Source organism: Polyangium spumosum (assembly GCF_009649845.1).
Classification (GTDB): Bacteria; Myxococcota_A; Polyangia; order Polyangiales; family Polyangiaceae; genus Polyangium; species Polyangium spumosum.
This window is the reverse complement of record NZ_WJIE01000001.1, coordinates 1,251,816-1,276,180: the sequence shown is the minus strand read 5'-3', so window position 1 is coordinate 1,276,180 and position 24,365 is coordinate 1,251,816. Positions and strand designations below refer to the sequence as shown.

General features: G+C 68.6%; 22 protein-coding genes. 11 read left to right on the top strand and 11 right to left on the bottom strand.

What is annotated here, in order from left to right; genetic code table 11:
* Positions 1-78: 78 nt before the first annotated feature.
* Positions 79-1,608, top strand: coding sequence for a serine/threonine-protein kinase (locus GF068_RS05340; protein WP_170319310.1), 1,530 nt, complete (start codon positions 79-81; stop codon positions 1,606-1,608).
* Here the strand turns inward: GF068_RS05340 and GF068_RS44125 are convergent.
* The 3 genes from GF068_RS44125 to GF068_RS05325 are packed head-to-tail and all read right to left on the bottom strand — an operon-like array spanning position 1,605 to position 3,580.
* Entirely contained in the window at positions 1,605-2,267 is a 663-nt protein-coding gene (locus tag GF068_RS44125) for a hypothetical protein (protein ID WP_206079396.1), read from the bottom strand. The two genes, GF068_RS05340 and GF068_RS44125, sit on opposite strands and share 4 nt — an antisense overlap.
* 31 nt (positions 2,268-2,298) lie before the next feature.
* Complete coding sequence (locus GF068_RS05330) at positions 2,299-2,685, bottom strand: pentapeptide repeat-containing protein (protein WP_153818149.1); 387 nt, start codon at positions 2,683-2,685, stop codon at positions 2,299-2,301.
* Positions 2,678-3,580: an alpha/beta fold hydrolase gene (locus tag GF068_RS05325; protein ID WP_338046234.1), complete on the bottom strand. Its 903-nt coding sequence runs from the start codon at positions 3,578-3,580 to the stop codon at positions 2,678-2,680. The genes GF068_RS05330 and GF068_RS05325 overlap by 8 nt, the downstream gene beginning before the upstream one ends.
* A gap of 120 nt (positions 3,581-3,700) precedes the next feature.
* Here GF068_RS05325 and deoC point away from each other — a divergent pair, with 120 nt between their 5' ends.
* From deoC to fmt, 6 genes are all read left to right on the top strand, one after another.
* Positions 3,701-4,645 (top strand): deoxyribose-phosphate aldolase, encoded by a 945-nt coding sequence (gene deoC / locus GF068_RS05320; protein WP_153818147.1) that lies wholly within the window; start codon positions 3,701-3,703, stop codon positions 4,643-4,645.
* Between the two features lie 9 nt (positions 4,646-4,654).
* Positions 4,655-6,184 carry an aldehyde dehydrogenase family protein gene (locus GF068_RS05315; RefSeq protein WP_153818146.1) on the top strand — a complete coding sequence of 510 codons (1,530 nt, stop codon included), beginning with the start codon at positions 4,655-4,657 and terminating at the stop codon, positions 6,182-6,184.
* A gap of 107 nt (positions 6,185-6,291) precedes the next feature.
* Positions 6,292-7,134: an aldehyde dehydrogenase family protein gene (locus GF068_RS05310; protein WP_153818392.1), complete on the top strand. Its 843-nt coding sequence runs from the start codon at positions 6,292-6,294 to the stop codon at positions 7,132-7,134.
* Positions 7,135-7,156: 22 nt separating this feature from the next.
* Positions 7,157-8,110, top strand: coding sequence for an AAA family ATPase (locus tag GF068_RS05305; protein WP_153818145.1), 954 nt, complete (start codon positions 7,157-7,159; stop codon positions 8,108-8,110).
* An 8-nt stretch (positions 8,111-8,118) separates the two neighbouring features.
* Positions 8,119-8,754: a DUF3226 domain-containing protein gene (locus GF068_RS05300; protein WP_153818144.1), complete on the top strand. Its 636-nt coding sequence runs from the start codon at positions 8,119-8,121 to the stop codon at positions 8,752-8,754.
* Between the two features lie 17 nt (positions 8,755-8,771).
* Entirely contained in the window at positions 8,772-9,704 is a 933-nt protein-coding gene (fmt, locus tag GF068_RS05295; RefSeq protein ID WP_338046233.1) for a methionyl-tRNA formyltransferase, read from the top strand.
* Here fmt and GF068_RS05290 read toward each other — a convergent pair.
* Positions 9,701-10,471: a formylglycine-generating enzyme family protein gene (locus GF068_RS05290; protein WP_153818142.1), complete on the bottom strand. Its 771-nt coding sequence runs from the start codon at positions 10,469-10,471 to the stop codon at positions 9,701-9,703. The two genes, fmt and GF068_RS05290, sit on opposite strands and share 4 nt — an antisense overlap.
* Before the next feature lie 340 nt (positions 10,472-10,811).
* Between GF068_RS05290 and lon the strand changes: the two genes are divergently transcribed.
* Entirely contained in the window at positions 10,812-13,262 is a 2,451-nt protein-coding gene (gene lon, locus GF068_RS05285) for an endopeptidase La (RefSeq protein WP_153818141.1), read from the top strand.
* Between the two features lie 141 nt (positions 13,263-13,403).
* Positions 13,404-14,654: an FHA domain-containing protein gene (locus GF068_RS05280; protein ID WP_153818140.1), complete on the top strand. Its 1,251-nt coding sequence runs from the start codon at positions 13,404-13,406 to the stop codon at positions 14,652-14,654.
* 62 nt (positions 14,655-14,716) lie between these two features.
* Here the strand turns inward: GF068_RS05280 and GF068_RS05275 are convergent, their stop codons facing one another.
* Both GF068_RS05275 and GF068_RS05270 read right to left on the bottom strand, forming a co-directional pair.
* Positions 14,717-15,751, bottom strand: coding sequence for a hypothetical protein (locus tag GF068_RS05275; RefSeq protein WP_153818139.1), 1,035 nt, complete (start codon positions 15,749-15,751; stop codon positions 14,717-14,719).
* A 74-nt stretch (positions 15,752-15,825) separates the two neighbouring features.
* Positions 15,826-16,506: a hypothetical protein gene (locus GF068_RS05270; protein ID WP_240806602.1), complete on the bottom strand. Its 681-nt coding sequence runs from the start codon at positions 16,504-16,506 to the stop codon at positions 15,826-15,828.
* A 77-nt stretch (positions 16,507-16,583) separates the two neighbouring features.
* On the opposite strand from GF068_RS05270, the gene GF068_RS05265 reads away from it, so the two are divergent.
* Positions 16,584-17,255 (top strand): hypothetical protein, encoded by a 672-nt coding sequence (locus tag GF068_RS05265; protein WP_153818138.1) that lies wholly within the window; start codon positions 16,584-16,586, stop codon positions 17,253-17,255.
* Positions 17,256-17,482: 227 nt separating this feature from the next.
* On the opposite strand, the gene tssG is transcribed toward GF068_RS05265, so the two are convergent.
* From tssG to tssE, 3 genes are all read right to left on the bottom strand, one after another.
* Complete coding sequence (gene tssG, locus GF068_RS05260; protein WP_153818137.1) at positions 17,483-18,652, bottom strand: type VI secretion system baseplate subunit TssG; 1,170 nt, start codon at positions 18,650-18,652, stop codon at positions 17,483-17,485.
* Complete coding sequence (gene tssF / locus GF068_RS05255; protein WP_153818136.1) at positions 18,616-20,385, bottom strand: type VI secretion system baseplate subunit TssF; 1,770 nt, start codon at positions 20,383-20,385, stop codon at positions 18,616-18,618. The genes tssG and tssF overlap by 37 nt, the downstream gene beginning before the upstream one ends.
* Positions 20,386-20,465: 80 nt before the next feature.
* Positions 20,466-20,882 (bottom strand): type VI secretion system baseplate subunit TssE, encoded by a 417-nt coding sequence (gene tssE / locus GF068_RS05250; RefSeq protein ID WP_153818135.1) that lies wholly within the window; start codon positions 20,880-20,882, stop codon positions 20,466-20,468.
* A 205-nt stretch (positions 20,883-21,087) separates the two neighbouring features.
* Here tssE and GF068_RS05245 point away from each other — a divergent pair, with 205 nt between their 5' ends.
* Positions 21,088-22,038 (top strand): hypothetical protein, encoded by a 951-nt coding sequence (locus GF068_RS05245; RefSeq protein ID WP_338046232.1) that lies wholly within the window; start codon positions 21,088-21,090, stop codon positions 22,036-22,038.
* A gap of 161 nt (positions 22,039-22,199) precedes the next feature.
* On the opposite strand, the gene GF068_RS05240 is transcribed toward GF068_RS05245, so the two are convergent.
* Both GF068_RS05240 and GF068_RS05235 read right to left on the bottom strand, forming a co-directional pair.
* Positions 22,200-22,919 carry a hypothetical protein gene (locus GF068_RS05240; protein WP_153818134.1) on the bottom strand — a complete coding sequence of 240 codons (720 nt, stop codon included), beginning with the start codon at positions 22,917-22,919 and terminating at the stop codon, positions 22,200-22,202.
* 44 nt (positions 22,920-22,963) lie between these two features.
* Positions 22,964-24,277, bottom strand: coding sequence for a type VI secretion system-associated FHA domain protein (locus GF068_RS05235; protein ID WP_153818133.1), 1,314 nt, complete (start codon positions 24,275-24,277; stop codon positions 22,964-22,966).
* Positions 24,278-24,365 lie beyond the last annotated feature (88 nt).

Below are 24,365 nucleotides of genomic sequence, written 5' to 3'. Positions count from 1 at the left end.
GGTCCGGCGTTTGTGGCGAAAGACACACGTTAACCTTTTGCCGTTTCGCCGTCTGTTTCCGTTAGCATGGCCGTTCGTATGGATCTGGCTCCGGGCTCAATCATCGCGGGACGGTACCGTGTCGACGCGCGTGTCGGCGCGGGCGGCATGGGCGAGGTGTGGGCCGGCGAGCACCTCGCGATCGGCATGAAAGTGGCGATCAAGACGCTGCTCGCCGCCGCTGCCTACGACCGCGAGGTGGTCGCGCGTTTCCGGCGCGAGGCGAACCTGCTCGGCCGCATCCGCAGCGATCACGTCGCGCGCGTGGTCGACTTCGTGGAGGACCCGAGCGTCGGGCTCGTGCTCGTCATGGAGTACATCGAGGGCCAGCCGCTCTCGAAGGTGCTGCACCAGCGCAGGCTCTCCGTCGAGGAGGCGATCGACGTCGGCTGCGACGTGGTGGACGCGCTCCGCGATCTGCACCGCGCGCACGTCATCCACCGCGACATGAAGCCCGGCAACATCATCATGGAGCCGCAGCCGAACGGGAAATACCGCGCGATCATCGTCGACTTCGGCATGGGCCGCATCGAGAGCGGCGCGGGCGAGGACCTCGAGCAGACGAACCTCACGCGCGCGGACATGGCGCTCGGGACGCTCGAGTACATGGCGCCCGAGCAGATCCTGAACTCGCGCGACGTGACGGCGGGCTCCGACCTCTACGCCGTCGGCGCGATGCTCTACCGCGCGATCGCGGGCAGGCACATCTTCGGCGACGCGCAGGACGCGGAGCTCGCGCGCGCCAAGCTGATGCAGGACGCGGCGGTGCTGCAGACCGGGCGAAACGATCGGCTCTCGCAGGGGTTCGTCAACGTGGTGATGCGCGCGGTGCAGCGCAGGCCGCAGATGCGTTACCAGAAGGCCGAGGAGATGCTGACCGAGCTCCGCGCGCTGCAGGACGCGGTGCGCGCGGCGGCCTTCGAGCACAGCGCGGCGAAGCAACTGCTCGCGCCCGCGAGCGTGCCGCAGGCGAGGCCGTCGCAGACCTCGTATCCCGGCTACCCCCCGCCCACGCAGACGCCCTTGCCGTACCCGCAGCAGCAGGCCGCGCAGGCGCAGTCCGCGATGATGCAGGCGCAGGATCGGCCGTCCCTCCCGCACGGGCCGACGTCGGGGCCGAGCGCGAGCACGAGCATCGCCGCGCCCGTCTCGCTCCCCGCGTCCTCGCAGCGACGTGGCATGTCGACGGCGACCGTCGTGGGCCTCGTCTTCATCGCGCTCGCGGCGGGCGTGGGCGGCGCGGCCGCGTTTTTCCTGTACGCCAGGCCCGCCGAGCCTGCCGCGACGCCGACGGCGACGCCGGCCGCGCCCCCGCCCACGGCGGCCCCTGCGCCGACGCCGCGACCTGCCGCCGCGCCTGCGCCCACGGCCTCGGCCGCGCCGGCGCAGGGCGAGGAGGACGACGGCCTCGAGGTCGAGACGGCGACGGCGCCGCAACCGACGCCGAGCCAGAAGCCGGCCGGGGCGCTCGGGACGTCGTCGGCCAAGCCGTTCGGCGCCGCGGGCACGGGCGGCGCCAAACCCCCCGCGACGACGACGGCGCCGAACGTCGGCAAGATCAACTTCTAGTTCCCGTCGTTCGAGCAGGCGAAGAACTGCATGCCGCAGCCTTGTGACGAGGTGTCGAGCAAGCAGTTGTCGCAGTCGGCCGCGGGCGCCCCGCTCGACATGCACGCGTCGCCGCAGACGTCGGCGCAGGCGCCGAGGCATTTGCAGTCGGTGAAGGCCTCGTAGAGCGGCACGGACGCGGGGCAGAGCTCGGGCGGGTTGTCCTCGAGCAGGAACTGCTTGCACGAGGCGCACGTCGGTTCGACGCCGCCGACGCCGCCCGCGCCGCCCGCGCCTGCCGAGCCGCCGGCTCCGCCGAAGCCGCCCGTTCCGCCGAAGCCGCCGACGCCGACGGAGGTCCCGGGCGGGAAGGGGCCGGGCTCGGGGACGCAGTTGGCGAAGCTCGAGCTGTCCTCGGTCACGTCGTAGCAGCACGTGTCGCCTTCGAACGAGGGCTCGCTGTCGACGGAGGTGATGCTGCCCGAGCAGAATTCGCCCTGGAAGAAGTCGAGCGCCTCGGATTGCGAGGGGCAAGCGCCTTCGACTTCGGTCCAGTAGAAGCAGGCGCGATCGGTCCCGCAGCCGGAGCTCGACACCGTGAGGAGCAGTCCCGTCGCGAGCGCGAGCGAGAGCAGGGGGAGCGGCAGGGAAGAAGAAGACAAGAAGGGGTGACGTCGCATGGACGAAGCGTGCCGTCACGCGCGTGGAAATTCAATCAGAGGCGGCGCGATACCCCTTCACGTCGTCGAGGACGGCGCGCGTCAGGTCGGCGCCGTCGAGGTTCGCGTCCGTCAGGTTCGCCTCCGTCAGGATGGCGTCGACGAGGATCGCTCCGCTCAGGTTGGCGCCTGCGAGGTATGCGCCTTCGAGATCGGCGCGGGTGAGGTTCGCGCCTCGGAGGTTCGCGCCCTTCAGGTTCGCGCCGAAGAGGTTCGCCATGAGGAGGTTCGCGCCGCTCAGGTTGGCGCGGGCGAGGTTGGCGCGGTGGAGCGCGAGGCCCGAGAGATCGAGCCCCGACAGATCGACGCCCATGAGCCGCGGGTTGTCGCCTGCGGAGATGAGGGCGAGGATCAGCTCTTTGCGGGTGATCTCAGCCATGGGTCGTTTCCTTCTCGGAGCTTCGGCCCTCGGGCGAGGCGAAGAAGCGCAGCAGGCGCTCGGCGAGCGCCTCGGGCGCGGTCCAGTGCATCATGTGGCCGGCGTCGGGCAGGTCGACGTGCAGCGCCCGCGGGATGCAGGCGAGCCGCTCCGCCTCGTCGGGCAGGCGCAGGCCCGTGACGCCGCCGCTCACGTAGAGCGTGGGGGCCGTGATGCGGCGGAGGAAGCACTTGAACGCGTCGAGGTGGAAGGGGATCGGCGCCGTCGTGCGGTGCATCGGGTCGTAGGCCCAGGACAGCCGGCCCGAGTGCATGCGCGTGAGCAGCCGGGCGCGGCTCTCCAGGATCTCGCGCGGCACACGCGGGTGCCTGCGGGCGAGGCGATTCGTGGCCTCCTCGAACGAGCCGACGGGCCGCGGGGTGCGATCGAGCGAGCGCAGGTCGTCGAGCCAGGTGCGCATGCGATCGACGGCGGCGCCGGGATCGGAGCCGGGCAGGCCGAGGCCCTCGAGCACCGCGAGGTGATCGACGCGCTGGGGGCTCGCGCCTGCGAAGAGCGCGGCGATGGCGCCGCCCATCGAGTGGCCCACGAGGGCGAGGCGCTTCGGCGCGAGGATGTCGAGCAGCCCCGAGATATCTCCGACGTAATCGGGAAAGTGGTAGTAGCCGCCTTTGCCCACGGAGTCGCTCTCGCCGAAGCCGCGGAGGTCGGGCGCGAGCACGTCGTGGCCCGCGCGCGCGAGGGGCTCGGCGACGAGGTCCCACGTGGCGCCCGAGTCGAGGAATCCGTGGAGGAGCAGGACCGTCAGGCCGCTCGGGCGGGCGCTGGCTGGCTGGAAGCGGTGGATGTAGAGGCGGATTCCATTGACGAAGACGAGGCCAGACCCGCTCTGCACCCCGTCACCCTTAGCAGGGATGTCCCGGCGCGGGTAGGATCTGGTAGGGTCCGCGGTCTCTCGATTGGGGGCTCGCCCGGACGAGCCGAGCTCTGCCCCCAAACCCCCGGAGGCTCTCCGATGGCTGCAGAAGGCGGCAATGGCAAGGGCGCGGCGGGGCCGAGCGGGGTGCGGACGTACCCCGATTTCTCGGCGCCCACCGTGGACAAGGTGATGGTCGAGGAGCGCGCGGCGGCCCTCGGCAAGCGCAGCATCAAGAAGGAGGCGAAGGTCTTCGGGCTCCGGCTCTCCATCGCGATGATGGACCTCACGACCCTCGAGGGGAAGGACTCGCCGGGCAAGGTGACGCAGCTCTGCCAGAAGGCGATGCGGCCGCACGCCTCGCCCGAGGTGCCGCCTTGCGCTGCGATCTGCGTGTACCCGAAGCTCGTCCCCGTGGCGAAGCGCGCGCTCGCGGGATCCCGCGTGAAGGTCGCGAGCGTGGCGACCGCGTTCCCGAGCGGGCTCTCGGCGCTCGACGTGAAGCTCGAGGACGTGCGGCGCGCCGTCGCGTGGGGCGCGGACGAGATCGACATGGTGATCGATCGTGGCGCCTTGCTCGCGGGCGAGAAGACGCGTGTCTTCGACGAGATCGCGGCGACGAAAGAGGCGTGCGGGCCGGCGCACCTCAAGGTGATCCTCGAGACGGGGGAGCTCGGCACGTACGATCTCGTGCGCGAGGCGAGCCAGATCGCGATGCTCGCGGGCGCGGACTTCATCAAGACGTCGACGGGCAAGGTCACGCCGGCCGCGACGCCCGCGGTCACGCTCGTGATGCTCGAGGCGATCCGCGATTTCTTCTACGCGACGGGCAAGCGGATCGGGATGAAGCCGGCGGGCGGGATCCGCACGGCGAAGCAGGCGCTCCATTACCTCGTGCTCGTCAAGGAGACGCTCGGGGACGCCTGGCTCACGCCGGATCTCTTCCGCCTCGGCGCGTCCACGTTGCTCAACGACGTGCTCATGCAGCTCGAGACGCAGCGCACGGGCGCCTACCAGTCGGGCGATTACTTCAGCAAGGACTGAGGAGACACGATGACCGCCAAGGAAACGATCCTCGCAGGTACGAACGGCGAGCCCCACGCGGCGCCGTCGTCGCCCGGCAAGCGCGCAGCGCTCGACTTCGGCAAGGCGTGGTCGTACGCGCCCGCGCCCGAGGCCGCCGATCACGTCCGCATCGAGCCACGTTACGAGCTCTTCATCGGCGGCAAGTGGACCGCGCCGTCGTCGGGCAAATACTTCGACACGGTGAGCCCCTCGACCGAGCAGAAGCTCGCCGAGGTCGCGGAGGCCAACGAGCGCGACGTGGACCTCGCGGTGAAGGCCGCGAGAGTCGGGTACGAAAAATACTGGTCGAAGCTCTCCGGGATCGAGCGCGGCAAGTACATCTACCGCATCGCGCGGGTGATCCAGGAGAAGGCGCGCGAGCTCGCGATCGTCGAGACGATGGACGGGGGCAAGCCCATCAAGGAGTCGCGCGACGTCGATCTGCCGCTCGTGGCGGCGCATTTCTTTTATTACGCGGGCTGGGCGGACAAGCTCGCGTACGCCTTCCCGGGTCGCTCGCCGCGGCCGCTCGGCGTGGCGGGGCAGGTGATCCCCTGGAACTTCCCGCTGCTCATGGCCGCGTGGAAGCTCGCGCCCGCGCTCGCGGCGGGCAACACGTGCGTGCTCAAGCCCGCGGAGACGACGCCGCTCACGGCGCTCCTGCTCGCGAAGATCATCGAGGAGTGTGATCTGCCGCCGGGCGTGGTGAACGTCGTGACGGGCGCGGGCGCGACGGGCGCGGCGGTCGTCGCGCATCCGGACGTGGACAAGGTCGCGTTCACGGGATCGACGGACGTCGGCAAGCGGATCCAGAAGGCGCTCTCGGGCACGAGGAAGAAGCTGACGCTGGAGCTCGGCGGCAAAGCGGCGAACATCGTCTTCGCGGACGCGCCGCTCGATCAGGCCGTCGAGGGCATCATCTCGGGCATCTTCTTCAACCAGGGCCACGTCTGCTGCGCGGGCTCGCGCCTCCTCGTGGAGGAGGGCGCGTACGAGCCGCTGATGCAGAAGCTCCGCGATCGCATGCAGACGCTGCGCGTGGGTGATCCGCTCGACAAGAACACGGACGTCGGCGCGATCAACTCGAAGATGCAGCTCGACAAGATCCGCGAGCTCGTCCTCGCCGGCGAGCGTGAAGGCGCGACGCGCTTCTCGACGCCGTGCGAGCTGCCCGAGCGCGGCTACTGGTTCGCGCCGACGCTCTTCACGGGTGTGTCGCAGTCGCACAGGATCGCGCGGGAAGAGATCTTCGGGCCGGTGCTGGCGGTGATGACGTTCCGCACGCCCGAGGAGGCGATCGAGAAGGCGAACAACACGATGTACGGCCTCAGCGCGGGCGTCTGGACGGACAAGGGCTCGAAGAGCTTCTGGGTCTCGCAGCGGCTACGCGCGGGCGTCGTCTGGGCGAACACGTACAACAAGTTCGATCCGAGCTCTCCGTTCGGCGGTTACAAGGAGAGCGGCTTCGGCCGCGAGGGCGGCCGGCAGGGGCTCCTGCCGTATCTCGAGGTGGACTGATGGCGCGCGCGAAAGAAAAAGACACGGCCGGGGCGCCCGCCCGCGCGGACGAGCGCGAGAACGGGTTCGTCGCGCCGGCCCGTTTGTCGGTGCGGAAGGCCTACAAGATGCTGGTCGGCGGGCAGTTCGTCCGCTCGGAGTCGGGCAGGTACATCCAGGTGGCGGATCCGATGAGCCTCGGAGGGACGAAGGAGAACGTGCCCTGGGCGTCCCGCAAGGACGTGCGCGACGCGGTCGTCGTGGCGCGCGGCGCGTGGGAGGGCTGGTCGAGCCGAACGGCCTACAACCGTGGGCAGATCCTCTACCGGCTCGCGGAGATGCTCGAGGCGCGGCAAGGCGAGCTCTCGCGCGCGCTCGAGCGTGGCGGGCTCGAGGCGTCACGCGCGGCGAGCGAGACGGCGGCGGCGATCGATCGCGTAGTCTCGTACGCGGGCTGGGCGGACAAGTACCAGAGCCTGTTTTCGAGCCTGAACCCGGTCTCGGGGCCTCATTTCAACTTCACGGTGCCCGAGTCGATGGGCGTGGTCGGCGTCGTCGCGCCCGCGCGTCCTGCGCTGCTCGGCCTGCTCGGCGCGGTGCTGCCGATCATCACGGCGGGCAACACGGCCGTCGTGCTGGCGAGCGAGGCGGATCCGCGCACGGCGCTCGTGCTCGGCGAGGCGCTCGCGACGAGTGATCTGCCGGGCGGCGTGATCAACGTGCTGACGGGCCGCGCGGCGGAGCTCGTCCCGCACCTCGCGAAGCACATGGAGGTGGCGGCGCTCGATCTGCACGACGTGACGCCCGAGCTCGCGCGCAAGGCAGAGGAGGCGGGCATCGTGAACGTGAAGCGCGTGCGGACACGATCGATCGACGAGGCAGCCTGGTTCGACGCGGACGGCGCGACGAGCCCGCGGTGGATCGAGCGGTTCGTCGAGATGAAGACGATCTGGCACCCTTCGGGGGCGTGAGGCGCACGCAGGAGGGCGACGTATGTTCCAGTCGATCGAGATCGAACGGTTTCGCGGGTTTTCCCGGCTCGCGTTGAGCGATCTCGGTCGCGTGAACCTCGTCGTTGGGGAGAACAACACGGGGAAGACGTCGCTGCTGGAGGCGATCACGCTGCTGGCGAACCCCGGCATGATCAAGGGCCTGCCAGGGCTCTTTCGTGCCAACGCAGGCGACGTCGACGAGCGGTTCTATCGCTGGTTGCCGAAGCACGGCGCAGAAGTCGAACAATCCGAGCTCAGGGCGCAGACATCCGATCCATCGGAGAGGCGCGTCCTCTTGGTCAAGGGAGGCTCGACGTCTGCTGCTGGATCCGAGTCCATGGAGCATGCCTGGCAGCAAGGCGACATCCACCTCTTTCACGACAAGGCGTTCACCCGGCTCTTCGTTCACGCGGTATCCGTGCAGCACCGGTCGCCGGACTCGATGGTCGATGCCTTCGCGGCGACCGTCCGCGCATACGACGACGAACAACTTCTGGTCTCGTTGCTCAATCAGGTCGATGGCCGCATCCGGTCCGTGCGTCTCGACGCGATCGAGTCGAAGCCGTTCATCGCCGTCGACGTCGGCCTACGCGAGCGCATCCCGCTCTCGCAGGCGGGCCAGGGCATCTATCGGCTGGTCGCGATCGTCTCGGCGCTGATCGGCCGCAAGCCGGACATCTGCTTCATCGACGAGCTCGAGAACGGGATCCACTACACCGCGCTCGCGACGGTCTGGAAAGGCGTCGCGGAGATCGCTGAGCGGCTCGGCATCCAGGTCTTCGCGACGACCCACTCCCGCGAGTGCCTCGTCGCCGCGCACGAGTGTTTTTCCGAGCGCGAGAGCTACGACTTGCGGGTGATCCAGCTCTACCGCATCGGCGATGCAGCCGAAGGGCGCACGCTGGATCGCAAGCACATCGAAGCGGCCATCGCCGGAGACATCGAGCTTCGTTGAGGGTGTGGATGGGCGACAAGAAGCCGAAGCTCAAGGCGTGCGACCGTGTCTTGATCGTCGAGGGGTACAGCGATCTCTTGTTCTATGCCGAGGCGCTCGAGAAGGGGAGCCGCAACCACGCGGGGGTCTTCATCGAACCCTTCAACGGCAAGGCCGATCTGGTCGCGCAGCTAGAGACATTTCTGAACCCCAAGCTACTCGCCGAGAAGAAGGCCATCGGCGTGATCGTCGACGCGGACGAGAGTTTTTCCGCCACGTGCACATCGCTGGAAACCGAGCTGACGCGGATCACGAAGCAGGCCATCCGTCACGGCCAATGGACGAAGAAGGCAGAAGGAAAGGCCAGCATTGGCCTCTTCGTCGTATCCGGCGACGGCAACACCGGAGAGATCGAGTCCCTCGTCTGGCGAGCGTGGGCGAACGATCCGAAGAACGTCGATCCGAAGTCATGCGTGGAGGGGTTCCTCGCCTGCATGGACGGTCAGGGCCACCGCGCGAAGAGCCCCGACAAGGGACGGATCGGCGCGCTCCTGTCGGTCCTCAGCGACGAGGACCCCCGACTGGGCCCTGGAGCTAGGGATCGCGTCTTCGACTTCTCCCGTCCCGAGTTCAAGCCCCTCATCGACTTCCTTCGTCAGCTCTGAAGCGCTACACCCCGCCCGTGCGCGCCCTCTTCTTCGGCACCCCCGCCATCGCCGTCCCTGCGCTCGAAGCGCTCCACGAGATCGCCGAGATCCCGCTCGTCATCTGCCAGCCCGATCGTCCTGCGGGTCGCGGCCTCGAGGTACGCGCGCCGCCCGTCAAGCAACGCGCGCTCGAGCTCGGGCTGCGCGTCGAGCAGCCGCTCAAGGTGAAGACCCCCGACTTCGCCTCCCTCATCGCGGAGCAGAACGCCGACGTCGCGCTCGTCATCGCGTACGGCCGCATCTTGACGAAGGCCGTGCTCGACGCGCCTCGCCGCGGCTGCATGAACCTCCACGCCTCGATCCTCCCGAAGTATCGCGGCGCCGCTCCGATCACCTGGGCCATCGTGGGCGGCGAGCGCGAGACCGGCGTCTGCCTCATGCAGATGGACGAGGGCATGGACACGGGCCCGGTGTTCTCGACGCACCGGATCCCGATCGGAGAGGACACCACCGCCGACGAGCTCTACGTCGAGCTCGGCAAGCTCGCGGCGCAGGTCGTGCGCGACGATCTGGCCCGCGCGGTCTCGGGAGAGCTCGTCGCCACGCCGCAAGATCACGCGGCGGCGACGATGGCGCCGATGCTGGAGAAGGAGCACGGGCGCATCGATTGGTCGAAGCCCGCTCGCGTGGTGCACGATCACGTCCGCGGCATGACCTCGTGGCCCGGCGCGTTCACGACGTGCGCGGGCAAGGGGCTCAAGGTTCTCGCCACGCGCGTGGCCACCGAGCAAGGCGTGCTCAGCGCGCCCGGTACGATCACCGCCGCGGACAAATGGGGCGTGGAGGTCGCGTGTGGCGCGGGCTCGATCACGCTCGTGCGCGGGCAACTCGAAGGACGGAAGCCTCTGTCCGCGCAGGAGCTCGTCGCTGGTCGCGCCCTCGCGAAGGGGATGATCCTCGGCGGTTAGTCCTCACTCTTTTTCGGATCCGCGCAGCAGCGGAAGCCCGTCTCGTAGAACTCGAACGTCGGCTCGTGCGCGTCGTTCGTCCCGCGGCAGCCCGTCCACGGCTTCGCCCAGAAGCCGCCCATCAGCGCGCCGGGGTATTTGCGTCCTGGCCGCGTCGCCACCCACTCCTCGACGTTGCCCATCATGTCGTAGATGCCGAACGGCGAGACGCAGCCGAGGTACGAGCCGCTCGTCGCGCCTTGCCAGAGCTTCGCGAGCTCCTTCCTCTCCGATTCGCCGCCCGCAGCGAGCGCCCGCGCGTCGAACGGGCGCCACGCTTTGTCACTGTTGCATTGCGTCCGGTTCACCGCCCAGCCGTACGCGAGTGGCCTGCGCTCTCCGCCCTCGCAGGCGAGCTCCCACTCCTGCTCGGTGCAGACACGCTTGCCCCGCTCACCACACCAGCGCTCGGCCATGCGGAACGACTGCATCACGAGCGGACGCGCGCCGCGCCGGTTCGGCGCCTCGAATTGATCCATGCAGACGCGGATGTCCGTCCGCGTCCCTTCCTCCGCCGTCAGGTCCTCGAAGTACGCGAAGCAATGCGTGGTCTTCGCGTCCTTGCGGGGATCGGTGCAGAGGTGCTGGACCTCGTCGAAATGTGCCCCGACGACGAGGCGCATGTCGCTCGGGCACGCGGGGCTCGGGCCGGGATCGAGGGAAGGCGCTGCGGGGACGTGCAGCAGGAGAGCAGCGAGGGACAACGTCGCGACGACCGGATCGAGCAAGCGGAAGGCCTCCAGCAGGGGCGAATGGTACCCGCCCGGGGCGTGGAAGCGAGCCGAGGCGAGCTCTTCGTTGACCTCGGAGAAAGCCCTACGGCACCCCCGTGGCCCCCGAGGGCGGATGAAATCTCGGCGAGAGGCCTGGCATGGGCCGTGCGTCGTGTCTACGTTGACCGCCGCCTCCGAGACCCGGTCCGAGCTTTCCTTGCTCCACCGGCCTCGCGAGGGCATCAAACCGATTGACGCTGTTCGTGAGCTGGCCTCTGTAGGGTCCAGCAAATTGCCGCCGATGCCGGTCGGAGCTGCTCGACGTCCCGGGTAGCTTCGTAGAGGAGATCGTCTCATGTCGGAAAAGAAAAACCCGCCGAGTCAGCCGCGTTCCGAGGAGGAGGTGGTCTTCGGCGACGAGCTCCCGGTCCTCCCCATTCGCAACGCCGTGCTGTTCCCGGGAGCCGTCGCGCCGTTCGACGTGGGCCGTGAGAAGTCCGTCGCGCTCGTCGAAGACGTCGACAACCTGCCCGGGCCGGTGATCGCGATCTTCGCGCAGCGTGATCCGTCGACGGACGATCCCGCGGCCGAGGATCTCTACCCGGTCGGTTGTGCCGCGCGTGTCCTCAAGGCGCTCAAGCACAGCTCGGGCAACTACTCGCTCATCCTGCAGGGGCTGACGCGGATCCGTCTCGAGGGCGTCGTGACGATGTCGCCGTACATGAAGGCGAAGATCCGCCGCATCGACGAGCCCGCGACGGAGGACGTCGAGGCCGAGGCGCTGGCGATGAGCCTGCGCGACATCGCCAAGCAGGTCATCCAGCTCATGCCGGAGCTGCCGCGCGAGGCGGGCTCGCTCATCGACTCGATCCAGGCGCCCGGCGCGCTCGCGGATCTCGTGGCGGCGAACCTCGACGCGCCCGTCGAGGAGAAGGCGCAGCTCATCGAGACCGTGGACGTGAAGGAGCGCATCCGCAAGGTCCTGCGCCTGCTCACGCGCCAGCTCGAGATCCTCAAGATGCGCGAGCGCATCAACTCCCAGATCAAGGAGGAGATGGGCAAGAACCAGCGCGAGTACGTGCTCCGCCAGCAGCTCAAGGCGATCAAGGAGGAGCTCGGCGAGGACGACGGCGATCAGGGCGATCTCGACGGCCTTGAGGACCGCATCGCGAAGGCGAACCTGCCGACCGAGGCGGAGACCGTCGCGAAGAAGCAGCTCAAGCGCCTGCGCACGATGCAGGTCGGCTCGGCCGAGTACACGGTGGTCCGGACGTACCTCGACTGGATCCTCGACATCCCGTGGACGCAGTCGACGACGGACAACCTCGACATCTCCGCGGTGCGCAAGGTCCTCGACGAGGATCACTACGGCCTCGAGAAGGTGAAGAAGCGCATCCTCGAGTACCTCGCGGTGCGCAAGCTGAAGCAGGACAAGAAGGGACCGATCCTCTGCCTGCTCGGGCCTCCCGGCGTCGGCAAGACCTCGCTCGGGCGCAGCATCGCGCGCGCGCTGGGTCGGAAGTTCCACCGCGTCTCGCTCGGCGGCGTGCACGACGAGGCGGCGATCCGCGGCCACCGGCGCACCTACGTCGGCGCGCTGCCGGGGCAAATCATCCAGGGCATGAAGAAGGCGGGGACCGTGAACCCGGTCTTCATGATGGATGAGGTCGACAAGATCGGGCACGACTTCCGCGGCGACCCGTCCGCGGCGCTGCTCGAGGTGCTCGACCCGGAGCAGAACAACACGTTCGCCGATCACTACCTCGAGATCCCGTACGACCTGTCGCACGTGATGTTCGTGGCCACGGCGAACACGGCCGACCCCATCCCGCCGCCTCTGCGTGATCGTATGGAGATCCTCGAGATCCCCGGCTACACGCGCCGTGAAAAACTCGCGATCGCGCGGCAGCACCTCCTGCCGAAGCAGCTCTCGGATCACGGGCTCTCGCAGGAGCAGCTCGAGGTCACCGATCGCGCGCTCGAGGAGATCATCGATCGTTACACGCGCGAGGCGGGCGTCCGCTCCCTCGAGCGCCAGATCGCGAGCGTCATCCGCGGCGTCGCGGTGAAGGTCGCCGAGGGCGAGACGCAGAAGCGCCGCGTCGACAACGAGGACGACCTGCACGAGTTCCTCGGCGCCCCGAAGTACACGAGCGAGGTCGCCGAGCGCACGGCGGACACGGGCGTGGCCACGGGCCTCGCGTGGACGAGCGTGGGCGGCGAGATCCTCTTCATCGAGGCGACGCGCATGTACGGCACGGGCAAGCTCCAGCTCACGGGGCAGCTCGGCGACGTCATGAAGGAGAGCGCGCAGGCGGCGCTGTCGTTCGTCCGGACGAATGCCCTGAAGTACGGCATCCCGAAGGACTTCCTCGACAAGAGCGACCTGCACATCCACATCCCCGCGGGCGCGATGCCGAAGGACGGCCCGAGCGCGGGCGTGACGATGTTCACCGCCCTCGTCTCGCTCCTGACGGGCCTCAAGGTCCGGCACGACGTGGCGATGACGGGCGAGATCACGCTGCGTGGTCGTGTCCTGCCGATCGGCGGCCTCAAGGAGAAGGTGCTCGCGGCGCACCGCGCGGGGATCAAGCGCATCATCGTCCCCGAGCGCAACCGCGCGGACCTCGAGGAGGTGCCGAAGGAGGTCGTCGACGAGCTGCAGTTCTTCTTCGTGAGCCGCATGGAGCAGGTGCTCGAGGCGGCCCTCGAGTCGATGCCGCAGCCGACGCCGGAGGGGACCGAAGAGGCCCGCGACGGCGAGAAGAAGGACGCCGAGAAGCAACCCACGGCCAGCAGCAACTGACCCTGGTTTGTCGGTCCTGAACGTCGGGGGTGGTGCTCCAAGCATCACCCCCGATGTCTTTTGTGGCCGATCGCGCGGCTCTTCCGGTCCCTTCGGAGCGGGCGCTCCCCCGGCGGCCAAAAATGTTAATGTGGCGGGCGGATGAAGCCCTGTCCTAGCTGTCAGTGGATGCTCAAGGACACGGACACGGTCTGCAACATGTGCGGAGCGTCCGTGGGAGGAGGGGCGGGAGCGCCGGCGCCGCCGCCTCCGATGGGTGGATCGGGGGCCTACGCGCCTCCGGGGCCGCCGGGGATGGGCGGCGGCTACCCCGCGCCTCCGCCGAAGATCAACCCCGGCGGGATGGCGGCGCCGCCGCCCGTCACGCCCGGGGCCTATCCGCCGCCGCCCATGGCAGGAGGCGGGATGGGCGCGGCGAGCGCGTTCTCGTCGGGCGACGTCGACGACAGCCCGATGCGCTCGCCCTGGGCGCGTGAGGCCCCGAAGCCCGCGCCGCAGCAGCCGATGGGCGCGCCGCCCGGGATGCCCGCGGCCCCGTCGTTCGGGACGCCGCCGCCCGGCGGCGGGATGCCGTTCGGCAACGCGCCGCTCGCAGCGCCGCCGATGGGTCCGCCGCAGGTGCCCTCGTTCGCCAATCCGCCGATGGCGCAGCCGATGGCGCAGCCGATGGCGCAACCGATGGCGCAGCCGATGGCGCAACCGATGGCGCAGCCCGCGCCGACGTTCAACCAGGGCATGGCCGCGCCGCCGATGGCGCAGATGGCCGCGCCGCAGATGGCCGCGCCGCAGATGGCGGTGCCGCAGATGGGCCCGCCGCCGATGGTCGCGCCGGCGATGATGCCGCAGGCCGTGGGCGGCATGCCGGCCGCGCCGCCGCGCCTGACGGGGCCGGGTCAGCTCGGCGGGGTCGCGCCGCCGCCGATGGTCGCGCCGCCGCCGATGGTGACGCCGGGCGGGCTCGGTGGCGGGGTCGCGCCGCCGCCGGTGGTCGCGCCGCAGATGGTCTCGCCGGGCTCGCTCTCGGGCCCCGCGGCCGCGCCGCCGGTGGTGACGCCGTCGGGGCAACGCGTGCTCGTGGGTTTTCTGGTGACGTTCCAGAACGACCCGAGCGGCAGCTTCTGGCCGATCCACAGCGGCCGCACGCAGCTCGGCCGGAGCGGCGGCGACAGCGGCGTGGACATCGCGGTCTCCGACGGCAGCACGTCGTCGAGGCACGCCACGATCCACGCGGATCCCGCGACGGGCCAGGCGTTCGTCGAGGACGACAACTCGCGCAACGGCACCTTCCTGAACGAGCAGAAGCTCGTGCCCGGCGATCGCCGCCAGCTCCGCGACAACGATCGGCTGCGCCTCGGCAGCACGACGTTTGTCGTCAAACTACTCGTGTCCTGAAGATTGAATCCGAGCGACGCGCGCGTGAGGGTGGGTTCGCCTCACGCGCGTGCTCCGTCGAATCAGCCGCCGTCCGTGCCCGCGTCCGGGGCCGGGGCGGGCGGCGTGCAGATCGGTCCATCGCCGATGCAGCGGCGAATGCCCATGCCGCCGTCGACCGCGGAGCAGACGCCCGATTCGCAGTCGGAGTTGATGTAGCAGGGGTCGCTGTTGCAGCAGCCCTTGCCGCAGAGCACGCCGCAGTCGATCGCGGGCTCGCCTTCGTCCTGCACGCCGTTGGCGCAGGTGTTCGGCGCGCTCGGGATGCGGCAGCGGAAGTACTCGACGACCTCGGGCTGGGCGCCCTCGAGCTCACCCGTCGCCGGCGGGAAGAAGACGCGGAAGAGCACGTACCCCTCGAGGGCGACGCCGCCCGGGTTCGACTCGAACTCCGCGCGCGGGAAGAGCGCGGCGACGTTCGCCTCGTCGGGCGCGTTGTCCTTGGTGCCGTCGCACTTGGCGAGCTGCAGGCGGTTGAAGCGGTGCGACTCCTTGCGCGTGGCCGTGCTGCACGTGACGTCGACGATCTCGCGCTCGGTCACGGGTTTGACCGAGAAGCTGCCGCCGCAGATGGGATCGGTGCTGTCGACGCAGCTCGTTCCGCTGTCCGGCAGTCCGCCGTCGCCGAGGGGCGTGACGATGCCGTTCTCGTCGACGCTCACGGCCTCGACCGAGAGGGCCATGGCGCCGTCCGATCCGAACGCCGCCGCGCCGCAGATGGTGCCGTCGCCGCGGATCATCGCGAAGGACGCGGTCGTGACGGGGAAGTCGGTGGCGATGTCGAGGGGCGGATCGAAGACGACCTGCCCGCCTTCTGCGCCGTCGAGCACGCACGTGTCGAGTTTGTCCCGCTTGAGGAACGAGCCATCCCGCGCGGAGTTGGGACCCTTGGTGCCGCAGGTCGTGGTGATGTCGGCGTAGAACTGGCGGTAGCAGTTGTTCTCGTCGCCGAGCCAGCCGCAGAGATCCTCGATGTTGTCTTCGGAGCTGCAGGCGGCGAGGTACGCGCCGAGGGCGGTCGTGAGGGCGGTGAGGGCGAAGGCGAGCCGAAAGCGCATGCCTGGAGTCTACGTGAACGACACGCGTCCGGACCACATCCGCGCGCGTCGTCCGCGTCGGCTGTCTGCGGCGCTCAGAGCTCGGTGTACGGACCGGGGACCGCGTACACGTCGTCGGTGCCCGTGTACGCGAACATGCCCCAGCAAACGAGCTTGTGCTTCAGCGCGAAGGCGACCGACTCCGAGAGGCTCGTCTTCGGCGCCAGGACCGCGAGGTTCGAGCGGCGCAGCCCCCACCAGCCCGGGCCGTGATCGAGGAGCGACTCCTGCAGGTCGCGGGTGGCCGCGAAGTGGTCGTCGAGGACCGCGAGGCGGAGGCGCAAGAACGGCTGCGGCTCGCCCTCCTTCTTCTCGCCCGTGGGGAAGTCGAACCAGTAGAGGTTGTCGCGCGCCTTCTGGGGCTCGAGCTTGATCCCCTGGGTCTCCAGGTAACGCGCGAAGTCCTCCGGGCCGAGCTTCTGCGTGATCGGGTGGGTGTCGACCCCCTTGCAGACCTCGTCTTTGATGACGAAGCCGTTCAGCGAGACGCTCGGATCGGCCTCGCCCTCGGGGGAGGTGAGGTGCTCGTCCGGCGCCGGCAGGTCGCTCGGATAGTCGATGCCAGCCTCGAGCCCGACACAGCCGAGGCCGCTCAGCGCGAGAGCGAGGGATAGAAGGACACTACGTTCTGCGAGATACGTCACGGTGTACTCCCCAGGCGTCGCGCGGGCGACGTCGGATCCTGGCATCATCTTGTCCACAGCCGGGTCGATCATTCAACGGTCTCGGCGAGATGGCCAAACTCATGAGCGATCATTTGGCCCGGCGACCAGGGTATCCTAAGTTAACCGTGATGAGGCCCGTCGACCTCTCTTGTCCCTCGCTCCGTTCTGTCACCCGCCTGGCCCTCGCGCTGGGCGCGCTGACCCTGCCTATCGTCTCGTTCGGCTGCGGCGGCTCGCCCACCGCGCCGCAACGAGACGACGTGTTCTACCTGCACGGCAGCGGGGTCATCGACAAGAACCAGAGCTACGAAGTCTACTTCCCGAAGCTGAACGCCGACGAAAACGAGCGCCTCCCGCGCCGCGTCGGCGTGGGCGTCCTCGACGGCGACGTGCGCCTCGCGCGCCCGATCGACTGGTACGTGCGCGACGCCGACTACTCGCCAGGTCAGCGCTTCATCTCGTACCAGTCGCCGCGCCAGTTCCTCTTCTCGATCTACGAGCGGATCGATCACCCCGAGGACACGTGGCCCGACGTGATGAAGCGTTACGAGCGCGACTGCGAGGAGCAAGGCGCGCAGATCCTCGCGGGGCGCATGCCCGTGGCGACGGCGAACGCGCAGGCGCGCAGCTACATCGTGAAGACGCGTGTCCCCGCGAAGCCGGCGTACCATTCGTACGCGCACGAAATATTGATCCGCAGCGGCAACCGGCTCTTGCTGGTGCAGGTGGTGCACGGCGAGAACATCGAGTCGGTCGCCGACGAGATGGCGACGGCGCTGCGCAGCATGCTCGTGTACTGAGCGATTCCCTCACCCCCAACCCCCTCTCCCTCGCGGGACCCTCGCGGGAGAGGGGGCAAGAAGCGCGTTCCAGAAGGATCTGCACGAGGCGTCAGGCCGAAGCGCTCGGGGCAGCGGAACGAAGTGAAGCTGAAACGAGCGCGCGGGGGGTTAGGGGGGCAGAGGAAGGCCCGGCGATTTTTCGCATCGCGAAAAATCGCTTTTTGGTCGGGCCGACCGGAGCCCCCCTAGTAGGGAAGCGGCGGCGGGTCGAGGCGTTCTTCCTCTTCGTCGTCGCCCTGGCCGGTCTTCTGCGGTTTGTCGTTCAGCGGTACTTCGATCACGAAGTTTTGACCGACCGGCCCGCCGAGCCACGTCGTGCGCGCGAGCGTGGAGGCGCGGGGAGACGCGAGCTGGAAGCGGGGCGCGTCCTCCGTCGCCACGTGCAGCTCCAGCATCGCGTCGCATGCGCCGCGCGTGAGCGTGTCGACCGTGGCCTTGAGGATCGCTCGGTTCGAGCCGCCGGGCAAAAACGAGATGTACTCGTCGTACTTCAGCGGCCCGAGCTTGATCTTGAAGCGCCCCGTCCCGTCGTAGACCCAGCGGCCGATCGTCAGGCTCTCGCCGAGCTGATGGTTCGCCACGCCCATCTTGTTGCGCAGCGGCTTCTCGAGCAGCGTCCAGTGACCGACGAACTGCTCGATGTCCACGCCCATGCTGCCGAAGATGTCCTTCAGCACCACCTCGAGCCCACGCGCGCTGCGGCTCTTCGTCGCGAGCAGCGGCGCGTAACGAAGGTACAAGAACCGATGCAGCGGGCTCTTGTGCTCGCGGAATCCATCGACGCCCGCCGCGCAGAGCAGGCGCCGCGTGAACGGATCGTCGCCCTTCCTCCGGTAACCGACCGAGTGCCGGTACTTCGTGAACGCTCGATAAAAGAGCGACAGCAGGCGATGGTTGAAGACGTCGAGGAACTCGCGCTTCGGCTGCGGACCACCCTGGTAGTCGTCCTGCGCGAGGTCCTCGACGTAATACGTCGGCAGCGGCGAGACCGAGCCGTAGAGCCCGAGGAAGCCCGCGGTGATACGCGCGCGATCGACCTCGTCGGGGTACTTCGTGCTCTTGAGCTCGCTCACGTCCGTCGACGCGAAGATCAAGCTCGTGTCCGCGCGCAGGCGGATGCGCTCGTTCGCGACGGGCCCGAGCTGGCCCACGGGCGCGCTGCCCGGGAAGAGGCGCTCGAGGATGTAGACCAGCCGGAAGAACGAGTAGCGACGGGCGCTGTGCTCGAGCTCGGCCATCTTGGCCGCGATCGCCGCCTTCGCCTGCCGCTCCGGATCGGGCGACGGCGCGAACGCTGCGTCGGGGGCCGCCCCGCCGCTCAGATCAGGTTCAGGCTGCCGCTCTTCGGGTCCCATCGATAAACCACGCGCGTGTTGGTCCCGGTGACGCTGAGCTGCGTGAAGGAGTTGAGCGAGACGTACGACGCCAGCATCTCGTTGAGGATGCTCGCGAAGAGGTACATCTCGCCTTCACCCGCGAAGCCCCCCTCGTCGAGCTCGATCTCCGTCGCCACGCCGCGCACGGGCGCGCCGCGGTAGAGCCGATCCGTGGGGCGGACGCGGATCGACTTGATCGCCTGCATGCGGAGCTGGTTCGCCCGCGCCGCCTGACGATCGACGAGCGCGGGGAAGTTGTAGATCTCCAGCATCGACCGGAGCACGTCGAGCTCCGTGATCGATCGATAACTCATCGCCATGTGCGAGAGCACGCGCCACTGCAGCTCGCGGCCCATCGGCGGAGGCAAGGGCGCGGTCACGCCCGTGACGTTCGTGAAGCTCGCGACCGCAGGCGACGTCGCCGTCGGCACGCGCAGATCGCCGACCTTGAGCTGCGCGGGCAGGCGCCGGTTCGTGCACGTCGCCTCGATGCTGATGACGTCGAACTCCGGGATCGCCGCGCCGTCCTGCGCCGAGCCGAACGAGACGTAGATGTCGATGCCGTCGCCGACCGACGCAGGCTTGATGTGCGTCTGGTAGAAGACGCCGCGCGCCGAGGCCTCGGGATCGAGCTCGTGCTCGAACGAGAAGAACGGCGGGATCTTCACGCGCTGGCTCGTGCGTCGCGCGATGCCGATCACGCTCTCGATGCTGTAGAGCTCGTAGGCCACCGGCGTCGAGCCCGCGGGCCGAGCGAGGTACTCGTACTTGCTCGGATCCGGCTTGATCGGATCACTCGAGTGCTCGAAAAGGTTCACGACCGGCGAGCAGAAGAGCCGGAAGTTGTCCTTCGAGAGCCGCGTCCCCGCGGGCAGACCGTCCTTGAACTGGATCAGGATCGCGAACCTGTCCGTGAGTTTGTCCGCGGGCATCACCTCGAGGCCCTGGACCTCGAAGAAGGCGAACTTCTGCGGGAGCGTGAAGTACTCCTGCAAGAGGCGGAAGCCCGGGTAAACCGTGGGCGGGTAGGGGATCAGCGCCTCGTCCTCGTCGAACCCGACGAGCTTCACGTTGCGCGCGGGGAGCGTCGCGAGCGTGGTGTCGCGGCCCGCGGCGTCGACCGAGCAGAGCGCGATGGAGTCGACGTGCGCGCCGAGCCAGACGCGGACGTCGTCCTGGAGCCTGCGCTCGCCGTGGATGTAGAAGCGGATCTTCGAGAGCGCGAGCGCCGCCAGGGCCGCGCCGCCCGTCACCTTCACCTCGATGCGCAGCGACTGCGCGAGCTGCGCGCCCGTCTCGACGCGCACGTCCTCCACGGTGAGCGGCAAGAGCTCCACGTCCTGCGTCGTGCGGAATCGACACGAGACCCCGTCGACCGGCACCGACCCGACCTCGGCGTGCCTCGCGACGATGAGCTTCTCGCGCACCACGTTCGGCAGCGGCGTGAACTCCACGATCGACGTCGACGGGATCTGCCGCAGGTAGTGCGGGAAGAGCAGCGACGCGACCGAGTGGATGACCTCGGGCAGCTCGTCATCGAGCTTCTGCCGGATCTTCCCCGTCAGGAACGCGACGCCCTCGAGCAGCCGCTCGACGTCTGGGTCCGCCCCGCGCTCGGCGAGCATCGGCGCGATCGCGGGGTACGCCTGCGCGAACTCGCGCCCGAGCTCGCGCAGGTAGGATAGCTCGTCCTGGTAGTACTTGTTGAACATGGGGCCCGACGCCGAACAGTCGACCGTTCCGCGGAGGTAGTGTCAACGTTCGTGAAGAGTTTCGCGCCTCCGCGAACCGCTCAGCCGATCTTGACGTTGCCGCTCCCATCCACCGAGGTGCTGAACCGAAGCCCCGAACGTCGTCCGTCCGGGTAGTGCAGCTGCCCCGTGATCTCGAACTCGAGGTACATGGTCCCCAAGACCTCGTTCTTGATGTGCCGGACCTGCACGTTCTTCAGGCGCGGCTCGTACTGCTGGATGCTGTTCTTGATGGCGCGCTGCACGATCCCGATGGCGTCCGGGAAGTCGTGCAGCATCTCCGACACCTCGATCAGCCCATAATCCGGGCAGGTGAGGGAGCTGCCCTGCCGCGTGTTCAGCATCCGCGAGAGGTGCGCGATCACGGCCTGCTCGAGATCCTGATCCTTCCACGTATGCCTCTCCAGCGAGTGCGGATTGGCCGCGTGGGCGATGCGCGTGAGCAGCGATGCTGCCATGCGTCCATTCTACCCCTCGCCCCGCTCGACCAGAAGCCCAAACCCCGCGCGACGCGCTCTCTGCCAAAAGGGATCGCCGGCCTTGTATCAAAGGTCACTTCATGTCGGGACCGGGGGCGTTGTCGGCGTTCGGTCGGCTGGATCGTATCGGAGGGGGTCACAGGGAATTTTCGTGGCAGGCGCCTTGCGTGATACGAAATGAGGCGTGAAGCCGTCTCTTCAAGACCGCCGGGACCAAGCGAAAACGGCGCGCCGCGGGAGCCTCGCCGCGCTCTGGATGGGCATCGCGTCCGCCATGTTGGGCTGCGGCGCCGCGCCCGAGCAGCCGCACCTCGAGGCCAGGACGCGCGAGCAGACACCGATCGCCGTCTGCACGCAGAAGCTCTCGCCGCTCCGCGGTGGCCGAGGCAAGGCCGTGGTTCGCACGCTCGAGCCCGACCAATGGGCCGAGGTCGCGATCCCCGGGTTCAACGCAGAGAAGGGGTTGAACCCGACGGACGTCGACTGCACGGGCCACTACGCCTTCGCGAACGAGTCGCTCCGCGGCGGCATCTCCGAGAAGGGCTGGCCGCGCAAGCTCGACGTGGAGGAGGTCGACGTGCGCTCCGGCCCGAACGGCCTGCGCACGCTCTGGTACCGCGTGCTCAAGTTCGAAAACGGTGACGAGGGCGGCCCGATCATCCTCGCCCGCGCGACCGACGATCGCGCCGAGATCTTCGCGATCGGCAGCTTCCGCGGGCCCGCGAAGTCGCAGATCACGCCCGTCCGTCTCGGCGACGACAACCTCGTCGTGGCCGAGGCGAAGCGTTGCCCCGACCCGGATGACTGTCGCAAACAGGCGCACATGTTCCTCGCGCGCCGCGGCCGCTTGATCGAGGCGGCGAAGGTCGACATCGAGCGCGTGCAGGTGCTCCCGTCGGTCACGGAGCGTGGCCTCTACGCGCGTTACCAGCTCCGCACGGACGTCAGCTACAAGCCGAACGGGATCCAGCTCCTCGAGCAGGTGAAGGTCAGCATCATCCACTACGAGGATCCGAACCGGGACAGCGACCGCCAGCTCCGCAAGGTCGAGTTCTCGCGTTTCCTCAAGGTCGAGCGCGACGCCCTCTTCTCCTCGAACGATCCGCTCTGGGAGCGCGTGGTCGGTCAGGACTGATCAAGAGGGTGCGGCCTCGATGGGCCGCACCCTACGTCCCTCACTCCGCTTCGCTTCGTTCGGGACTACCCGGCGTGGGTGCCGCTGGCTCGCTGGGCTGGCGTAGGGGCAGGACAAAAGACGTTGGTGCTCCGAAGGTTGGAGCACCAACGTCTTGACTTCTACCAGCAGAAGATCGCGTTGCCGTACCCGCAGGACGGGCGCTGCAGGAGCGCGTAGGCGCCGCCGACGAGCAGGCCGCTGAAGAAGCCCGCGAAGGTGCCGGCGATGATCTGGTTCGAGGTCTCGTAGGGCAGCGCGGCCGTGCCGAACTCGTCCGTCGCGCCAGACTCGACGCCTCGACCCACCGAGGTGAGGACAGAGGCGATGAGCGGGACGCCGATGTTCCCGATGAACGAGCCGGCGTTGAAGCGGCCCTTCGAGTACTTGATCGTGTCCACGAGGAAGATGCCCGTGCCCACGCCCGTCGCGCCCCACGAGGCGAAGGCGTGCGTCGACGGGCCGCCGAACGTCTCGCAGCCCGAGTCCGTGTTGGCGACGAGCGTCTGATCGACGGTGCAGCCAGGGCGCGGCATCTGGAGCGCGTTGCGGATGGGGCCGTCGACGAGGAAGGTCGCGGCGGCCATCGTCATCGCGGGGGCGAACATCGAGAAGTGCCATCGGCCCTTCCAGCCGACGGTCGACTCCGGGTCGCTGTAGTAGACGCGCGGCATGAGAAAGACCGTGCCGGCGCCGACGCCGAGGCCGATGTGGCTCACCGTGCCCCACGTCTCATCACGCGGGGCGATGGCCGGGACGGTCTGTGCAGAGGCCTCCGTGGAGTAAATCCAGGAGGCTGAGACGAGGCCAAGCGTGGCCAGTACGATCTCCCTGATACGCATCCGGATGAGCCTTCCGTATCCGCGCGCCGCGATGCGGGCGCGGCTCATCGTTTGAGCTGGTTCGCCGAGAGGGTGAAGCGGCTGCGGTTCTTCGCACCCGCGTCGCCGGTGGTTTTCTCGTCATCCCCGGCAGTTGCAGCGTACGCGCGAGAGAACTGTGGGCCAAAAATAATCAGGAAGGTCTCTTTCTGTTCTCCAGCGTAGTCGCCGTGGACGACCTCGTAGAGCTTCCAGAGAGCTTCGAATTTGTTGGAGAATAACCCGCCCTTCTTGCCGCGCCGCTCGAGCTCCTCCTCGATCGACTTCGGGGACAGCTTCGTGAGCAGCGTACGCACGCCCTCCATCACGCCGTTGATGAGGGCCACCTGGTGGCTCATCACGTCGACGAAGATGTCCTGGAGCTGCCTCGGCGCGTCCGGGTTGCCTTGGGGGCCGAGCAGCACGTTGCCGAGCTCCTTCTCGTCCTTCGCCGAGGCCACGCGATCGTTCTCGTCGGGCGTCACCTCGCGGGCCAGCATCTCGGCCTCGAACTCCTGGTAGCCGTTCCGCAGGCTCACGAAGCACTTGAGGAACACCTCCATCGCGTCGCGCAGCTTCCGGCCGAACGTCAGGACACTCTCGACGTCCTCGATCGGCTTGGCGCCGGGCGCGAGCGTCCGCGAGAGCTCGATCATCGCGGCGTGCGCGGCCTGCGCGGGGCTCGGCTCGCCGAGCATCCGCGGGTCCACGCCGTAGTACTGCGAGAGCTTCTGGAAGTCCTGCTCGGCCGCGATGGTCGGCTGCTCCATCGCGACGCGCTTCAGGTAGTTCTGCCGCACCTCGGGCGACAGGCGCGGCAGGTGATCGTAGATCACGCGGTACACACCACCCCAGGCCGCACGGTAGGCCTCGACGTAAGGGTGGAGCTGCCGCACGTAGCCGTCCTCGGCGCCGGGCGTGATCGGCTTCTGCTGCTGCTTCCACGACGCCGCGGCGTTGCCGGACTGCTCGTGGGCGAAGTCGAGCACCGTCCCGTCCTTCGGCGCCTCGCGTTTCTTCGGCGCCGCGTCGATGAGCTGCATGCGCATCACGATCGGGCCGATCGTGAGCTCCGGCGTGCTCGTGACGTCGGTCGGCGTGTCGCGCGTCAGGCGGCGGCCCGCGAACACGGTGCCGTTCGTCGAGCCGAGATCCTTGACGATGATCTGCCGGTTGTCGCGGACGTCGATGGCCAGGTGGAACTGCGAGACGTACGGCCGATCGATGTGCAGATCGTTGAGCTGGTTGCGACCGATGCGGATGGGGAAGCGCTCGAATGTGACGTCGAAGCTTTGATTGGCCTGGGTATCGATGACCCGGGCCACGAGCGCCAGCGGCATGGCTGCGAGACTAGCAGACAGTGTCCCAGGACCAGAAGTAGAGGGCGACGATCCCAGACCGCTCTTCGATCCAGCCGGGGGGCCGGAT

Bases quoted from the DNA above. Each gene is read 5' to 3' on its own strand.
- lon (WP_153818141.1), top strand. From the start codon at position 10,812: ATGTCGGAAAAGAAAAACCCGCCGAGTCAGCCGCGTTCCGAGGAGGAG.
- tssF (WP_153818136.1), bottom strand. From the start codon at position 20,385: ATGTTCAACAAGTACTACCAGGACGAGCTATCCTACCTGCGCGAGCTC.
- GF068_RS05240 (WP_153818134.1), bottom strand. From the start codon at position 22,919: ATGCGTATCAGGGAGATCGTACTGGCCACGCTTGGCCTCGTCTCAGCC.
- GF068_RS05265 (WP_153818138.1), top strand. From the start codon at position 16,584: ATGAGGCCCGTCGACCTCTCTTGTCCCTCGCTCCGTTCTGTCACCCGC.
- tssE (WP_153818135.1), bottom strand. From the start codon at position 20,882: ATGGCAGCATCGCTGCTCACGCGCATCGCCCACGCGGCCAATCCGCAC.
- tssG (WP_153818137.1), bottom strand. From the start codon at position 18,652: ATGGGACCCGAAGAGCGGCAGCCTGAACCTGATCTGAGCGGCGGGGCG.
- GF068_RS05315 (WP_153818146.1), top strand. From the start codon at position 4,655: ATGACCGCCAAGGAAACGATCCTCGCAGGTACGAACGGCGAGCCCCAC.
- GF068_RS05340 (WP_170319310.1), top strand. From the start codon at position 79: ATGGATCTGGCTCCGGGCTCAATCATCGCGGGACGGTACCGTGTCGAC.
- GF068_RS05235 (WP_153818133.1), bottom strand. From the start codon at position 24,277: ATGCCGCTGGCGCTCGTGGCCCGGGTCATCGATACCCAGGCCAATCAA.
- deoC (WP_153818147.1), top strand. From the start codon at position 3,701: ATGGCTGCAGAAGGCGGCAATGGCAAGGGCGCGGCGGGGCCGAGCGGG.
- GF068_RS05280 (WP_153818140.1), top strand. From the start codon at position 13,404: ATGAAGCCCTGTCCTAGCTGTCAGTGGATGCTCAAGGACACGGACACG.
- GF068_RS05270 (WP_240806602.1), bottom strand. From the start codon at position 16,506: ATGATCGACCCGGCTGTGGACAAGATGATGCCAGGATCCGACGTCGCC.
- GF068_RS05330 (WP_153818149.1), bottom strand. From the start codon at position 2,685: ATGGCTGAGATCACCCGCAAAGAGCTGATCCTCGCCCTCATCTCCGCA.
- GF068_RS05275 (WP_153818139.1), bottom strand. From the start codon at position 15,751: ATGCGCTTTCGGCTCGCCTTCGCCCTCACCGCCCTCACGACCGCCCTC.
- GF068_RS05305 (WP_153818145.1), top strand. From the start codon at position 7,157: ATGTTCCAGTCGATCGAGATCGAACGGTTTCGCGGGTTTTCCCGGCTC.
- GF068_RS44125 (WP_206079396.1), bottom strand. From the start codon at position 2,267: ATGCGACGTCACCCCTTCTTGTCTTCTTCTTCCCTGCCGCTCCCCCTG.
- GF068_RS05300 (WP_153818144.1), top strand. From the start codon at position 8,119: ATGGGCGACAAGAAGCCGAAGCTCAAGGCGTGCGACCGTGTCTTGATC.
- GF068_RS05310 (WP_153818392.1), top strand. From the start codon at position 6,292: ATGCTGGTCGGCGGGCAGTTCGTCCGCTCGGAGTCGGGCAGGTACATC.